Below are 15,913 nucleotides of genomic sequence, written 5' to 3' on the forward strand. Positions count from 1 at the left end.
GGGGCTCGGGCCTGTTCAGCCCTTGAGGCCGCCGGCGGTGAGGCCGCTCATGATGTTCCGCTGGAAGACCAGGAAGATCAGCAGCGTGGGAAGGGAGGCGATGGTGAGCGCGGCGATCAGCACGTTCACCGGGACGCCGTTGGAGAGCGAGTAGATGCCGACGTTGAGGGTCTGCTTGGACGGGTCGGGCAGGGTGAGCATGGGCCAGAGGAAGTCCTTCCACACCCCCACGACCGCGAAGATCGACACGACGCCGAGGACGGGGCGGGAGATCGGCAGCACGATCGACCACAGGATCCGCAGGGGCGAGGCCCCGTCCATCGAGGCGGCGTCGAGCAGTTCCTTGGGGATGGAGTCGAAGAACCGCTTCAGCAGGAAGATGTTGAAGGCGTTGGTGACGGCCGGCAGCCAGATCGCCCACGGCGTGTTCAGCAGGTTGCGCTCGACGACGGGTACGTCGAGCACGGTCAGGTACTGGGGGACGACGAGGACGGTCGCCGGGATCATCAGGGTGGCGAGCATCATGCCGAGGATCGCCTTGCCGAACAGGGGCCGCAGCTTGGAGAGCGAGTAGGCGGCGGCGACGTCCAGGACGAGCTGGAAGGCGAGGGCGCCGAAGGCGTAGTAGAGAGTGTTGAGGAGGAGGGTGGCGAGGTCCATGACCTCCCAGGCCCGTGTGTAGTTCCCGGGCTCGAAGGTGCCCGGGACCAGGGTGGGCGGGGTCTGGATGACCTCCTGGGCGTCCTTGAAGCCGCTGGACACGAGCCAGTAGAGGGGGCCGAGGAAGACCAGGGTGAACAGGAGGAGGACGGCGGCGAGGACGATCCGGTAGAGGACCTTGCCGCGGGGCCTGGCGAGGACGGCGGGCGAGATGAGCGTGCGTGTAGACATGGCGGGTCTCCGGTCCTATTCGTCCTCGGCGCGGCTGAGCCTGACGTACACCGCCGAGAAGCCGGCGAGCAGGACGAGCAGGAGCAGGCCGAGCGCCGCCGCGGCACCGTAGTCGTTGAAGTTGAAGGCGTACTGGTAGATGAGGTAGACGACCGTGGTGGTCGAGCCCTCGGGGCCCGCGCCGCCGGTGAGCAGGAAGGGCTCCACGAAGACCTGCATCGTGGCGATGACCTGCATGAGGGCCATCAGCGACAGGATGAGGCGGGTCTGCGGGATGGTGACGTGCCAGATCTTGCGCAGCAGCCCGGCGCCGTCGAGCTCAGCGGCCTCGTACAGCTCGCCGGGGATGGACTGGAGCGCGGCGAGGTAGATGAGGGTCGCGCCGCCCATGTTCATCCAGGTGGAGGCGATGACGACGGCGAGCATCGAGATGTCCGGGTCCTGGAGCCACTGCTGCTCGGGCAGTCCGACCGAGGTGAACAGTTCGTTGAGGAGCCCGTAGCCGGGGTCGTAGAGGTACTTGAAGAGGAGGACCGAGGCGACCGGCGGCAGCATGACGGGCAGGTAGACGAGGAGCCGGAGGTAGCCCCGGCCGTGCTGGAGCTCGTTGATGACCACCGCGACGAGGAAGGGCACGGCGAAGCCGAGGACGAGGGCGAGGACGGTGAAGAGGGCGGTGTTGCCCCACGCCTGCCAGAAGGCCGGGTCGTTGACGACGGTGGCCAGGTTGTCGAGGCCGACCCAGGTCGTGCGGCCGTCCTCGGTCTTCTGGAAGGCGAGGAAGAACTCCCGGACCATCGGGTACCAGGAGAAGACGCCGAAGCACAGCACCGCGCCGATGAGGAAGCCGTGGGCGGTCAGGTTGCGCCGGAGGCCTCGGGCGAACCGGGCGCCGGCCGGTGCGGGGGCCGCCTCTCGTGGCGGGGAGGGGCGGGAGGTGCCCGCCTTGCTCGGGGTCAGACTGGGGGCCGACATCGTCTCTCCTCGGTGCTGTCTGCCGGTTTCGGGGCCCGACGGCGTCGGGCGTGCGGGCGGGCCGGCCGGCGGGGGCCGGCCCGTGGGCGGGGCGGGCACCCGCCCGCTCCGCCCGGACCCGCTCACTGGTGGGCGAGGACCTGGTTGACCTGCGCCTCGGCGGTGGAGAGGAGCTTGTCGACGTCGGCGTCCTTGTTGGTGAGGATGCCGGACATGACGTTGTCGAGGACCTTGTAGACCTCCTGGGCCTTCGGCGGCTCGTTCTTGCCCGCGACCGGGTTGTCCATGAAGGTCTTGAAGTTCTCGACCGGCATGGTGGCGTGCTGCACGCGGGCGGCGTCGTCCTTGGCCTTGGAGTCGTTCAGCCAGAAGTTGGGCTGCGGGATGCCGACCGGGAGGCCGTCGGCCTTGGTGCGGGCCCAGTCGAACTGGCCCTTGCCGACGGTGAGGTTCTTGAAGGTGAGCCAGGCGATCGCGGCCTTGATCTTGTCGCCGGATATGCCCTTCTTGATCATGTAGTTGTTGCCGCCGGCGAGCGTGTTCTTGCCGCCGGGGATCGGGCCCATGCCGAAGTTCTCGTACTTGGCGCCGAGTTGCTGGACCATGTAGGCGATGTCGTCGGGCGCGGCGAGGAACATGCCGAGCTTGTCGGTGGCGATCTGCTTCTGGAGGTCGCCCCACTTGAGCAGTTGGGTCTTGCCCATGGAGTCGTCCTCCCAGCGCATGGCGTGGAGGTTCTTCGCGACCTGCTTGCCGAGGTCGGTGTTGAAGGCGGCCTTCTTGCCGCTCGCGTCGACGACGTCGCCGCCGAGGCTGTACATCTGGGCGGTGAAGTGCCAGCCGCCGGTGTTGCCCGCGCTGTACTCGCCGAAGCCGGCGACGCCGTTGCCGAGGGCGGCGATCTTCTTGGCGGCGGCGCGGACCTCGTCCCAGGTGCGCGGCGGGGCGTCGGGGTTCAGGCCGGCGTCCTTGAAGAGCTTGCGGTTGATCAGCAGGCCCATGGTGTAGTTGCTGGTGGGCAGGCCGTAGAGCTTGCCGTCCTGCTTGAGTGAGCCGAGGACGTTCGGGTCGATGTCCTTCAGGGCCGGGACGGTCTTGTCGTTGACGTACGCGGTGATGTCGGCGGCGCCGTCGTTGTCGAGGACCTGCGGCAGGTCGGTGAAGTACGTGTAGAACACGTCCGGCTGCGACTTGGCCTTGAGCATCGCGGTGAAGCGCGGGGGCTCCAGGCACTGGCCGGGGGTGGAGCGGCCCTCGATGGTGACGTTCGGGTACGTCTTGTTGAAGGCGGCGACGTCCTCCTTCCACTCCTTCAGCTCGGCCGCCTTCGCCGTGGGCGGCATGCAGTCGATCGTGAGCGTCACCTTGGTCTTCGGGTCCAGCGGCGTCGCCGGGTCGGACGAGCCGTTCTGCTGGGACCCGCCGTTGTCGTCACCGCTGCTGCTCGTGCCGCAGGCGGCGAGCGCGGTCAGCGACAGGGCGGAGACGAGGGTGATCGCGACGGCACGACGGCTGCGGCGGAACCGGGCACTTCTCATGGGTGGACCCCTTCGGGCATGACGAGGAGGAGCGGTGCGTGGATGTGGAGGTCACCCCGCCGCCGACGGCTTGGCGGGGTGCGGCACACTCAACCACCACCAACAAGTGAACGCAATATCTCGCGCTGATTTCGCAATTGCGCGACAGTGAGGCGTAATCGAAACGTGACCGACACGCACCTGACCGACAGGAGACGAGGGCGCGCCGAGGCGTCCCGGGGCGCCGCGGCCGGCCCGGGTCCCGTTCGGGACCCGGGCCGGCCTCCGTCACCTCCGGGAGGCGGCGGGAAGCGGAGGGATCACGGGTTGAGGTTGATCTTGAAGGTGGAGGTGGTGTTGCGGACGTCGACGGCGTTGCCGCTCATCCGCAGGCCGTTGAAGGTCACCTCGCCGACGGCGGGGCCCTGCCCCGACTCCGGCATCTCGTTGGCCCAGAGGCCGAAGCCGGACTTGGCGTCCCAGGCGTCGCCGCTCTTGCGGGCCCCGGTGATCGAGACGTCCGTGAGGACGGTGTCCTTGATCGGGAACTGCGGCTGTCCGCCCACGTAGTTCGTCTGGAACATGATCCCGCTGTAGGTGGGATCGACGATGTCGACGTGGTTGACCCGGATGCCCTGGAAGACCTTGGAGGCGGAGAAGAGCCACATGCCGGGGAAGGTCTGGTTGCCCCAGAAGTGGCCGCCCGCCCGGACGATCGAGATGTTCTCGAAGGTCGTCGGCTCGGTCCCGAACCCGTTCATCGGGTAGCCGAAGTCCAGCGAGGAGATGGTCACGCCGGAGTAGACCAGGGTGTCGGCGATGTGGATGTTGCGGAAGGTGTTGGCGTAGCCGCCGTAGACGGCGAGGCCCGCGGCGCGCCAGGTGAGCGTGCTGGTGAGGTTCTCGTAGACGTTGTTCTTCATGTCGGCGCCGCCGGCGTCGATCGCGGAGAACAGCGCGAAGCTGTCGTCGCCGGTGGCCCGGGCGTCGTTGTTGACGACGTGGTTGTCCGTGGAGCCGTTGGTCATGTTGATGCCGTCGGCGAACAGGTTGCGGATCCGGGAGTTCCTGATCGTGATCCGGTCCGCGTTGGCGCCCCAGTACAGGCACACCATGTGCTCGTTCCAGATGTCGTCGATCACGATGTCGGTGACGTTCGCGAAGTCGAAGACCTTGCCCGGCCCGTCGATCCGCGAGGTGTAGTTGCCGAAGTAGGCGAAGCCCTTGAACAGCGAGCCCTTGGCCGCCGCCTCGGCCCGGAAGCCGACGTCGGTGTTGTCCTGGGTCGAGGGCGCGTGGAACTTCGTGTACCAGGGCCCGGCGCCGACCACCCTGACGGCCTTGCCGTACACCTGGAACTTGCTGGACGTCTGGTAGTCGCCCGGCGGCAGGTAGACGCCGACGAGGGCGCCGCTGGTGTCCATGCGGACCTTGTCGAGGGCGTTCTGGACGTCCTGGTGGGTGAATCCGGCCGGGACGGTGTACGCGGCCGGGTCCGGGTTCGCCACCGGGGCGACCTGCTCCAGGTCGACGAAGTCGATCGCGTAGTGGGCGGCGGTGTTGGCCGCGTCCTTCTGGAGCCTGATCCTGCTGCCCGCCGGGACCGTCTCGCCGAGGAGCAGGTGCGCCTCGTCGTAGACGTGCCGCGGCCCCCCGGAGCCCGGGGAGTTGCCGGGCGCGGTCTCGGAGCCGTACAGCCAGGCGTACTTCGAGGTCAGCGGGAGGGCCTTCTTGAAGACGCCGTCGACGTAGACGTTGATCGTGGAGTCGATGCCGCCGCCGCCCGGGGCGTCCGGGATGGAGAAGCGGGTGACCAGGGTGTTGGTGGCGGCGCGGGTGGTGAACTCGACGTACTCCCCCGTCGCGTCCAGGTCGACGGCCTTGCGGCCGGAGGCCTCGCCCGCGATGTCGCCGACGGTGCGGTTGGGCCCGACGACGGTGGCGCCGCCGCCCGTGGTGCCGTCCTCCGCCTCGTACGTGGTGTACGGCATGTTCGCGCCGCGCCCGACGAAGAGCGGCTGGGAGGCGGTGTTGTTGGCGCGCTTGACCGGCAGCTCGCCGGCGTCGTCGGCGAGGACCGTCCGCACCGTGTACGAGCCGTTGGCCGCCGTCCACGGGCCGAGGGTCACCACGGTCGAGGCCCCGGCGGCGAGGCTGCCGCCGTAGGAGCCGGTGAGGGTCTTGATCGTGGCGCCCTGCTGGTCGAGCAGGTTCAGGGTGACGCCGTGGCTGCCCGCCGAGGTGGCCTGGTTGCCCTGGTTGCGCACCGTCGCCCGGAAGGAGACGGCGTCACCGGCGGACGGGCTGGACGGGGTGGTCGTCACCGAGGCGGTGACCACGTCGGGGCTGGTGACCGGCTTGACCACGAGCGGGGTGGGGCTGGTGTGGGTGTTGTTGGACTCGTTCTGCTCGATGACCGCGTTCGCCTCGTCGGCGACCGCGCTCAGCTCGTACGTACCGGCCTCCCGCGCTCCGATGGAGGCGCTGACGGTGGTCTGCGCTCCGGCCGCGAGGGCGCCGACCTGGGCGGTGGCGACCTTGGTGCCGCCGAGGCGCAGCGCGACGGCGCTGGCCGGGGCGGCGGCCGGGCCGCTGTTGCGGACGGTGGCGGCGACCGTGATCTGGTCCGACTCGACGGGTGCGGCCGGTGTCGTGGTCAGGCCGGTCACCTCCAGGTCGGGGTTGGGCGCCGGGACGCCGATCACCTGGAACTCGGCGAGCTGGCCCGCCGAGGAACCGGTGTTGGCGGTGAACTTGAGCTGGACGTCGGCGACGCGGGCGGTGACCGGGACGGTCACGGTGTTCCCGCCGGCCGGGTCGAAGGTGTAGCTCTTCGCGGCGACCAGGGTCGTGAAGCCCGAGGCGCTCTGCTCGCGTCCGAGGACCTCGACGGTCTGGTTGCGGGTGGCCCAGGCGGTGGCCGGGTCGAGCTTCAGCACCAGCCGGTCGAGGTCGGCGTTGGAGCCGAGCTTGACGGTGAGGGTGTTCGGGTAGCTGCCGCCCGCGCCCTCCCAGTAGGTGCTCGTGTTGTTGTCGTTGGCGTTCGCCGCGACGAAGCCGTGGACCGTGGAGGAGGCGCTGATCGCCTTGCCGACGGCCAGGTTGGAGCCCGTGGGGCCGGTGCCGTTGCGGGTGACGGCGTTGCTGTTCGCGGACTGGTTGCCGGCCGCGTCCTTGGCCCGCACGTGGTAGGTCACCGTCTGGCCGGCCGGGCGGTTGTCGGTGTACGTGGTGACGTTGCCCGGCACGCTCGTCAGGAGCGCGTTGTCGGCGTAGACGTCGTACCCGGTGACGCCCGTGTTGTCCGAGGAGGCGCCCCAGGTGAGCTTCACCTGGCCGGAGGTCGCCTCCGTGAACGCCAGGTTCGCCGGGGCCGTCGGCGCCTGGGTGTCGCCGGTGTCGCCCTGCCGGGTGACCGTGTTGCTGTTCGCGGACTGGTTGCCGGCCGCGTCCTTGGCCCGGACGTGGTACGTCACCGTCTGGCCGGCCGGGCGGTTGTCGGTGAAGGTGGTGACGTTCCCGGCGACGCTGCTGAGCAGGGTGCCGTTGGCGTAGACGTCGTAGCCGGTCACCCCGGTGTTGTCCGAGGAGGCGCTCCAGGTCAGCCTCACCTGGCCGGACGCGGGCTCGGTGAACGCCAGGTTCGCCGGGGCCGTCGGGGCCTGGGTGTCGCCGGTGCTCGGGCCGTAGACCTCCAGCTCCGCTATCTGCGCGGCCGGCTGCACGGTGTTCGCCGTGACCAGGATCCGGACGTACCGCGCCGTCGTCTCGCCGAACGGGATCGTCACGGAGTTCTGGCCGGAGGGGGCGAACTCGTACGCCTTCGACGCCGTGAGGTCGGTGAAGTCCGTGCCGTTCGCGCTGCCCTGGACCTTCAGGGTCTGGCTGCGCGCGCCCCAGGTGTCGGGCAGGCGCAGCACGACGCGGTCGACGCGCACCGAGGACCCGAGGTCGGCCCGGAGCCACTGGGGCAGCTCGTTGTTGCGGCTCTCCCAGTAGGTGGCCTTGTTGCCGTCGTTGGCGTTGCCCGCCGCGTACACCTCGGTGTGGCTGCTCGCGGTCAGGGTCCTGCCCGCGGCGAGGTTGGCGGAGGTGCCGTCGGCGGCGTGCACCTCCAGCTCGGACAACTGGGCGGCCGACCAGCCGGTGTTGGCGGTGATGTCGACGCGTACGAAGCGGGTCTGGGCGGCCGGGAAGGTCACCGTGACGGTGTTCCCGGCGCCCGGGCTGAAGGTGTAGGCGGCCGAGCTCTTCAGGGTGGAGAAGCTGGTGCCGTCGGCGCTGCCCTGGACGGACAGCGTCTGGTTGCGGCTCTCCCAGCCCGCCGGGAGCTTCAGGACGACCTCGTCGACGCGGGTGCTCGCGCCGAGGTCGGTCTGCACCCACTGCGGCAGGCTCGATCCGGAGCTCTGCCAGTACGTGCCCTGGTTGCCGTCGGTGACGTTCGCGGCGCCGTACTCCGGCAGCGCGCTGCCGGCCGCCGCGGGATCGCCCAGCGCGATGTTGGGTCCTCCGGCGGCCTGGGCGGTCACGAGGGGACCGCCCAGTGCAAGGAGGCTCGTCGCGATCACGGCGCTCATGCCCCGTGTTCGCCGGTTCTGCAATCTCATGTGTCCTCGATCTCGGCCCCGTGCCCGTGGGCTGCGCGGCGCGGCTCGTCGGAATCCCGTACGGCTCGCACTTGTCGTCTATTTGCTGCGAGCGGTGGAAGAGTTGCAGAGAATCGGCACCTCGTCTACGCCATGAAGCGAACCGATTGCAGAAAGTCGGTCAGGCCGGGCGCGGGCACGCCGAAGACCCCGCTCACCGGAGGTGACGGGGTCGCCGGACCGGCGAAGGTCCGGCGGGGATCGGCGGAGCCGGGCGGGGCCCGGTGGGGCCCGGCCACCGCCGCGGCCGGGCCCCTCGTCGCGGCGCCTCGGGCGCCGACGGCGGCGTTACGGGTTGGTGATGACGAACTGCGAGCCGGGCTCGACCAGGATGTCGCCCTCGGCCGAGTGGGTGATCGTCACGTTCGACAGGGTGGCGCTGCCGCGGGCGCCGCTCATCGCGAGGATGCCGGAGCCGTTGTTCGACTTGTCGATGCGGACGTTGCTGATCTTCACGTTCGGCATCTCGCCGCCGCCGGTCTTGAACTGGATGCCGTCGTACGTGGAGTCGACGATGTCCGTGTCCTTGATGGTGACGCCCGGGATGGGCTGGCCCTGCGCGAACAGGGTGATGGCGCCGAACTCCTGGTCCTCGTTCCAGAACGCGCCGCCCGTGCGGTACAGGGCGTTGTTGGAGATGAGGGTCTGCCCGGAGAAGGGCAGCGGGTCGTGGTCGGTCGCCAGCATGATGCCGGGGTAGTTCATGGTGTCGGCGACGATGTTGTTCTCGATGGTGTTGCCGAACCCGCCGTAGACCGCGATGCCGTTGGCCCGCCAGGGCAACTGGATCGTGTTGTTGCGGAAGTGGTTGTTGGAACCGATGTCCACCGAGGTGTCCTTGACGTACTTGCTGGCCCAGACGGCCAGCGCGTCGTCGCCGTTGTTGCGGAAGGACGAGTTGAAGACGGTGGAGTTGCGGGTGCCGTTGGCGAAGTTGATGCCGTCGGCGTAGGTGTTGCGGATCCGCATGCCCGAGAACTCGACGCCGTCGCCCGGCCCCCACAGTTCGGGGATGTTGGTGTAGTCGCGGCCGGCCCAGACGCCGACGTTGGCGTGCTCGATCCAGACGTTGGTGATCTTCGTGTTCTTGCCGAAGCGGCCGTTGAGGCCGACGCCGCCCTCCTCGTTGGCGTTGTTGCCGCGGATGGTGCCGGATCCGAAGATCGCGATGTCGGAGATCTGCGTGTTGTGGTCGATGTCGAAGCCGAAGTTGCCCTCGTGCGGGTGGTTGATGCCGCCCGCCTGGTGCGGCGGGGTGAGGGTGTAGAGCTGCGAGTGCCACATGCCGGCGCCGCGGATGGTCACGTCGCGGATGCCGACGGTGTTGTAGATCCCGCGGTTCAGCGGGTCGTCGGTCAGGATCTTCTGCTCCTGGCGCCACTGGCCCGCCGGGATCCACACGCAGGAGATCTCGCCGTTCTGGTCGGCGGTCACCGCCCGCTGGATCGCGTCGGTGTCGTCGAGGCCGTCGTTGGGCACCGCGCCGTAGTTCGTGATCGAGACGCAGCCGGCCGGCTGGGCCGCCGGGGGCGCGACCTGCTCCAGGTCGATCAGGTCGATGACGTAGTAGGAGGCGGTGTCGCCCGCGTCCCGCTGGAGCCGGAACTTGGTGCCGGCCGGGTAGGACTGGGACAGCAGGGCGTTGGACTCGTCGAACAGGCGGCGTGCGTCGGTCCCCGGGGTGTTGCTGAGCCCCTCCGGGTCGTCGGTGGTGCCGTAGAGCCAACTGTGCTTGGAGGAGAGCGTCAGCTTCCGCACGAACTGCCCGTCGGCGTACAGGCTCAGCGTGGCCTCCCGCCCGCCGCCGGCGGCGGCGTCCGGGATCGAGTTGCGCACGACGATGGAGTTGGCCGCGTTGGCGGAGGTGAACTCCACGTACTCACCGGTGGAGTTGAGCCGGACCGACTTGCGGCCGGAGGACTCGGTGGCGAAGTTGGTGTGGCCGAAGGTCCGCTTGGCGTCGGCGGTGAGCAGGGTGCCCTGGTAGCGGGCGTCCTCCGCCTCGTACTCCGTGTACGGCACGGCGGCGCCGCGGCCGACGACCAGGGAGCGGCTGAAGACGTTGTTGTTCTCGTTGGTCTCGGCCACGATCGCGGTGGCGTCGGCCGTCGCGGTGAGGGTGACCCCGCCGCTCGCGGCGGTCCAGGTGCCGGAGAGCGGCACGGTGACCGACTGCCCGGCGGCGACCGCCGGGGTGGTCCCGTTCAGGGTGGTGGTGCCGGCGGCGAGGCGGGTGACGGTGCCGGCGGCGACACCGGTGGTGCCCCGGTTCTGGACCGTGGCCGTGAAGGAGACCTGCGCGCCGACCGCCGGGGAGGACGGGTTCGGGGTGATCGCGGTGACCGTGAGGTCGGGGCCGGGCGCCTGGCCGACGACCAGCTTGGAGGAGCCGGTCCGGCTGTTGTTGGTGTCGTCCTGCTCCACGACGGCGTTGGCCGGGTCGACGACCGCGGACACGGTGTAGCTGCCCATCGCCTTCCTGCCGACGGGGATCCTGACGGTCGTGGAGGCGCCCGGCGCGAGCGCGCCGACCTGCGCGCTGCCCGCCACGGCGCCTTCGAGGCTCACGTCGACGGAGGTGGCCGGCGAGGCGGCGGTCCCGGCGTTGCGGACGGTCGCGGCGATCTCGACGGGGTCCGTCTCCGAGGGGGAGGAGGGGGACCACGTGAGGCCGGTGACGGTGAGGTCCGGGTTCGGGGCGGCGGCGCCCACCACCTCGAACTCGGCGACCTGGGCGCCGGGGGCACCGCTGTTGGCGGAGAACCTGAGCTGCACGTCGGCATAGCGCCCGCTCACCGGGACGGTGATCGTGTTGGCACCCGAGGACGGATTGAACTGGTAGTCGGCGCGGGCCTTGAGGGTCGTGAAGCCGGACGCGGACTGCTCGCGGCCGAGCACCTCGACGGCCTGGGTGCGCGGGCCCCACGCCTGGTCGGGGTTGAGCTTGATCCGGACGGCTTCGAGGTCGGCGTTGGCGCCGAGCCTGGCGGTCAGGGTCGCGGGGAAGCCGGCCGACTCCCAGTAGGTGCCGGTGTTCCCGTCGTTGGCGTGGGCGGCCACGTACGACTGGGTGACCGACGAGGCCTCGATCGGCTTGTTGCGGGCCAGGTTGGTGCCGGTCGGCGGCGGGTCGACCGGGCCGCCGCCGTCCTCGCCGAAGACCTCCAGCTCGGACAACTGGGCCGCGTTCCAGCCGGTGTTGGCGGCCACCTGGACGCGGACGTAGCGGGCCGTGGTCGCGGTGACGGGGATGCTGACCGTGTTGGCGGCGGCCGGGTCGAAGGTGCGCGCCCCCGATCCGGAGAGCGCGGTGAAGGAGGTGCCGTTCGTGCTGCCGAGCACGCTCAGGGTCTGGACGCGGGAGCCCCAGGAGGCGGGCAGCTTGAGCGCGACCCGGTCGACCTCGGTACTGGTCCCCAGGTCGACCTGCACCCACTGCGGGAACGACCCGTTGGGGCCCTCCCAGTAGGAGGCCTGGCTTCCGTCGGTCACGTTGCCGGCGACGTAGCTTCCGTTCGTGCCGCCCGCGGTCGCGGGCCTGCCCAGGGCGAGGTTGGGGCCCTCGGCGGCGTGGGCGGGGGTGGGGAGCGTCCCCACGCCTATCAGCCCCGCCATCACCGAGCCGACGATCACTCGCCGCCCGTGGTTTCTCAGTCGCATGGAGTCCTCTTGATTCCTCGCCCGGACGACCGGCCGCGACGCGTCCCGCCGACGGCCCGAACAGCACCGGGGAGGGACGACGGGCCGGAGGCGTATACACCGGACGAACGTCGACGGGGACCTCGCACAGCACCTTTCATGCCCGAAGAGGGAACATTCGAGGGCGGGCAAGGCTTTTTGAGCTGCTCAGTCAATCTTTTGCGATGACCGGGTGACAGGTTTCCGTCAGGTCACCACTTTGTCAACGGCGCCGACACAACTGGCTCGTGGGAGGGCTCGGCGACGACGGGAACGGACGGGGCGGCGGGGCCTCCCCCGTGTCCGGGCGCACGAAAAAGGGCCAGACCATCAGGTCTGGCCCTCGGACGGGGGGGTGGATCAGGTGGCGGACGGCGGGGCGGTCGAGCCCCGCACCACGAGCTCCGGCTCGAAGAGCAGCTCACCGGGGTGCGCCTGCGTCCCCTGGATCTGGGCGCACAGGAGGTCGACGGCCGCCCGCCCCATCGCCTCGATCGGCTGCCGCACCGTCGACAGCGGCGGCTCGGTGCAGTTCATGAAGGCGGAGTCGTCGAATCCGAGCACCGACACGTCGGTCGGGACGGTGAGTCCGCGCCTGCGGGCGGCCCTGATGGCGCCCAGGGCCAGTGGGTCGCTCGCGCAGATGACCCCGGTCACCCCCCGGTCCCACAGCCGGCTCGCCGCCGCCTGTCCCCCTTCGAGCGAGAACATCGAGCGCTCCACGAACTCCTCGGCCAGCTCCGTTCCCGACGCCGCCGCGGCCGCCCGCGCCGCGGTCAGCTTCCGGCGCGAGGGGATGTGGTCCTCGGGGCCGAGGACCAGACCGATGCGCTCGTGCCCCAGCGAGGAGAGGTGACGCCACGCCTGCTCCACCGCCGCGATGTCGTCGCAGGAGACGCACGGGAAGTCGAGTTCCTCGATGGGGGCGTTGACGAGGACGACGGGGATGTTGCGCTCCGCCAACTGCCGGTAGTGCTCGTGCGGCGCGTCGGCCTGCGCGAAGAGCCCTCCGGCGAAGATCACTCCGGAGACCTGCTGCTGGAGGAGGAGGTCGACGTAGTCGGCCTCCGAGACGCCGCCCTTGGTCTGCGTGCAGAGCACCGGCGTGAGGCCCTGCTGCGCGAGGGAACCACCGATGACCTCGGCGAAGGCCGGGAAGATGGGGTTCTGCAGCTCCGGCAGGACCAGGCCCACCAGCCGGGCCCGCTCGCCGCGGAGCTGCGTGGGGCGCTCGTAGCCGAGGACGTCCAGCGCGCTGAGCACGGACTGGCGGGTGGCCTCCGAGACCCCCGGCTTGCCGTTGAGAACTCGGCTGACCGTGGCCTCGCTGACTCCCACCTTTTTCGCCACCAGAGCAAGTCGTCGCGTCACGAACGCAACTCTAGCGCAAAGAGAGTCAGGAAGTTACATAATTCTTGCCATGATTGCAGCACGACACGCACGCGTCCGAGACGGCTTCCGTCATTCGGGGGCACGGGGTTCCGGGTCCCCCGTCCTGCCGTGAACCGGTCCCGACGGCCCGCCCCGCCGCTCGAACCGGCCGTCGAACCGGCCTTCGAACCGGCCGAGGAGGGCGGTCAGGAGGACGGCGGTCAGGGTGCCGGCGACGACGCCGCTGCCCAGGATCGTACGGGCCCAGCCGGGGAAGCCGTCGTACAGGCCCGGGGTCAGGAGCGGCAGCAGACCGGCCGCGAGGGCCAGGGCGGCGGCCATGGGACTCGTACCGGCGCCGGAGAGGTCGGCGCGGCGGAGCATCTCGACGCCCATCACGGCGATCACCGCGTAGACGACGAGCGAGGAGCCGCCCACGACCGCCTCCGGGATGCCGGCGAGGGCGCGGGAGACGGGGGTCGCCAGGCCGATGCCAATCAGGAGCGCCCCGGCCGCGGCGGTGACGAAGCGGCTGCGGACCCCGGTGAGCCGGCCGATGCCGATGTTCTCGGCGCTGGTCACCATCAGGGACGTGCCGAAGAGGCCGCCCACGAGGGAGACGAGGGCGTCGGCGCGGGCGACGCGGGGGACGTCCTTGCCGGGGTCGGGGACGCGGCCGGCGGTCTCGCTGTTCAGCACGGTCTGGCCGGTGATCTCGGCCAGGGTGGTGAGGCTGAAGACGAGCAGCGGGAGGGCGGCCAGGACGTCGAACCGCGGTGTGCCGTACGGCAGGAGGGCGGGCAGCGAGAAGCCGCTGCCGGGCGCGGGCGCGAAGGTGCCGAGGCCGGTGACGACGGCGAGCAGGACGCCGGCCGCCATGCCGGTGAGGATCGCGGTCTGCCGCCAGACCCCGCGCAGCAGGACGTACGCGCCGACGGTGGCGGCGACGGTGAGGCCCGCGAGGAGGACGGCGCGGGGTTCGCCCGTGCCGTCGGGTCCGGTGACGAGCCGGGCGGCGACCCGGATCATCGCGATGCCGATGAGCAGGACGGTGACGCCCATGACGAGCGGCGGGAAGAGCCGGACCACGCGCGCGTAGAGCGGGAGGACGGCGATGAGCAGCGCCGCCGCGAGGAGGACGGAGCCGGCGGCGGTGGGCGTGCCGTGGTCCTGCGCGATCTGGAGGAAGAGGGCGGTGGCCGCGCCGCCGGGCAGCATGACGAACGGCAGCTTGGCGCCGATCCGCCACACGCCGAGGGACTGGAGCAGGGCGCCCGCGCCGCACAGGACCAGGACGGCGCTGAGCAGCGAGGCCGTCGCGCCGGGCGCGAGGCGCAGGGTGCCGGCGGTGAGGAAGACGGTGGAGACGGGCGCGGCGATCATCGCCAGGACGTGCTGCGCGGCGAGCGGCAGGAGCCGGCGCGCCGGGACGCGGGCGTCGACCGGGGCGGTGCCGGACGCGTCGGGCCGCGCGGGAACGGTGGTCGGGGTCACGAGCCCGCCCCCAGCCACGGGATGTCGGCGGCCGCGTAGCGGTAGGCGCGGAAGACGGCGTTGGGCTCGGACGGGAAGAGGCCGCGGACCTCGTCCTCCCGGTATCCGGCGAAGTGCGGGACGACGTACTCCCAGCACAGGTAGCCGTCCTCCGTCACCTCGAAGAGCCGGCCGGACGGGGAGTCGGTGACGAGGGTGTTGCCGTTGGGGAGCCGCTGCGCGGAACCCATGAACGGGGCGAAGAAGAACTCGCGGGCCGGGTCGTGGTACTCCCACGCGATCGCGCCACTCTCCCGGTCGATCTCGACGACGCGGGAGTACGGGACGTCGTGGTGCGGCCGGAAGACGCCGTTGTCGAAGACGAGGAAGCGGCCGTCGTCGAGCTCGGTCGGGGCGTGCTGCTGGCTGGTGGTGCCGGGGGCGCTGCGCCACAGGATCTCGCCGGTCTCGCGGCTGATGACGACGACGGCGGAGACGCTGCGCAGACTGGCCAGGACGTTGCCGTCGCGGAGCGGGGTGACGCTGTTGATCAGGGGCCAGTGCTCGCGGGCGTACGCCTCGTGCAGCGGGTACGCCTCGCGGTCGAGGTGTTCGGAGGCGCGCCAGGACCAGAGGAGTTCGCCGTCGGGTCCGACCTCGCGGAGGGTGTCGGCCCAGACGGTGCCGCCGTCGGCCTCGGAGCCGGGCACTCCGCCGCGTACGGCCTCGGCGTCGGCGCCCCGGAGGGGTTCGAGGGCGGTGTAGAGGATCCGGCCGTCGTCGAGGTGATGGGCGTCGTGGTGCTGGAGGGGGTCGCGGTGCTCGCGCAGCACCGTGCCGTCGGGGGCGGCGTGGAGCATGACGCCGCCCCGGTACTTGTGCCACATCGGGAACAGGGCGTCCTCGCCGGGCAGGACGCCGTTGTAGGCGAGGGTGCCGTCGGTGAGGAGGCGGGCGTGGCGGCCGGGGCGGTACGGCAGGTTCCACCGGTGGACGGTCTCGCCGCGCAGGTCGACGAGGTACACCTCGCCGGTGCCGGTGAGCGGGGCGTAGAGGGTGTGGCCTTCGTAGGCGGCGGTCTCGTCCAGGGCGAGGAGACCGGTCGGTCGTCGGCGGCGGGAGTTCTGATCGATCGTGGGCATGGCGGCGCTCCTGCGTTCCGGGTCGGTTGCGGGGCTCTTTCGTCAAACTTTCTTTGACTGGAGCAACTGACTTTGAAACTAGAGGCGTCGTGTGACAGGCGTGTGTCGGGAGTGCGAAACCGTGTCCGGATCCCGTCACGGCGGCCGCGTAGGGTGCCGGGAGCGGCGAAGATCGCGGCAGGCACGGCCGGGCGGGCGGAGAGGGACGGGGACCACG

The 15,913-nt window shown here is 70.6% G+C and carries 8 protein-coding genes; all 8 read right to left on the reverse strand.

Translation table 11 applies throughout. From position 1 onward, the window contains the following. Positions 1-15: 15 nt before the first annotated feature. Positions 16-891: a carbohydrate ABC transporter permease gene (locus ACFYNX_RS28475; protein ID WP_388665387.1), complete on the reverse strand. Its 876-nt coding sequence runs from the start codon at positions 889-891 to the stop codon at positions 16-18. A gap of 15 nt (positions 892-906) precedes the next feature. Further along, positions 907-1,866 carry a sugar ABC transporter permease gene (locus tag ACFYNX_RS28480; protein ID WP_365547605.1) on the reverse strand — a complete coding sequence of 320 codons (960 nt, stop codon included), beginning with the start codon at positions 1,864-1,866 and terminating at the stop codon, positions 907-909. A 122-nt stretch (positions 1,867-1,988) separates the two neighbouring features. Further along, entirely contained in the window at positions 1,989-3,404 is a 1,416-nt protein-coding gene (locus ACFYNX_RS28485; RefSeq protein WP_388665389.1) for an ABC transporter substrate-binding protein, read from the reverse strand. 299 nt (positions 3,405-3,703) lie between these two features. Beyond that, positions 3,704-7,963, reverse strand: coding sequence for a discoidin domain-containing protein (locus ACFYNX_RS28490; protein WP_388665390.1), 4,260 nt, complete (start codon positions 7,961-7,963; stop codon positions 3,704-3,706). Positions 7,964-8,320: 357 nt separating this feature from the next. Continuing rightward, on the reverse strand, positions 8,321-11,692 hold the full coding sequence (locus ACFYNX_RS28495) for a CARDB domain-containing protein (protein ID WP_388665392.1): 3,372 nt from the start codon (positions 11,690-11,692) through the stop codon (positions 8,321-8,323). Between the two features lie 378 nt (positions 11,693-12,070). Next, positions 12,071-13,081 (reverse strand): LacI family DNA-binding transcriptional regulator, encoded by a 1,011-nt coding sequence (locus ACFYNX_RS28500; protein ID WP_365547593.1) that lies wholly within the window; start codon positions 13,079-13,081, stop codon positions 12,071-12,073. A gap of 90 nt (positions 13,082-13,171) precedes the next feature. Beyond that, entirely contained in the window at positions 13,172-14,575 is a 1,404-nt protein-coding gene (locus ACFYNX_RS28505; RefSeq protein ID WP_388665394.1) for a uracil-xanthine permease family protein, read from the reverse strand. Continuing rightward, positions 14,572-15,696: an aryl-sulfate sulfotransferase gene (locus tag ACFYNX_RS28510; protein ID WP_388665396.1), complete on the reverse strand. Its 1,125-nt coding sequence runs from the start codon at positions 15,694-15,696 to the stop codon at positions 14,572-14,574. The genes ACFYNX_RS28505 and ACFYNX_RS28510 overlap by 4 nt, the downstream gene beginning before the upstream one ends. Between the last annotated feature and the right edge of the window lie 217 nt (positions 15,697-15,913).

Origin of the sequence: Streptomyces sp. NPDC007872 (assembly GCF_042868165.1) — a bacterium.
Classification (GTDB): Bacteria; Actinomycetota; Actinomycetes; order Streptomycetales; family Streptomycetaceae; genus Streptomyces.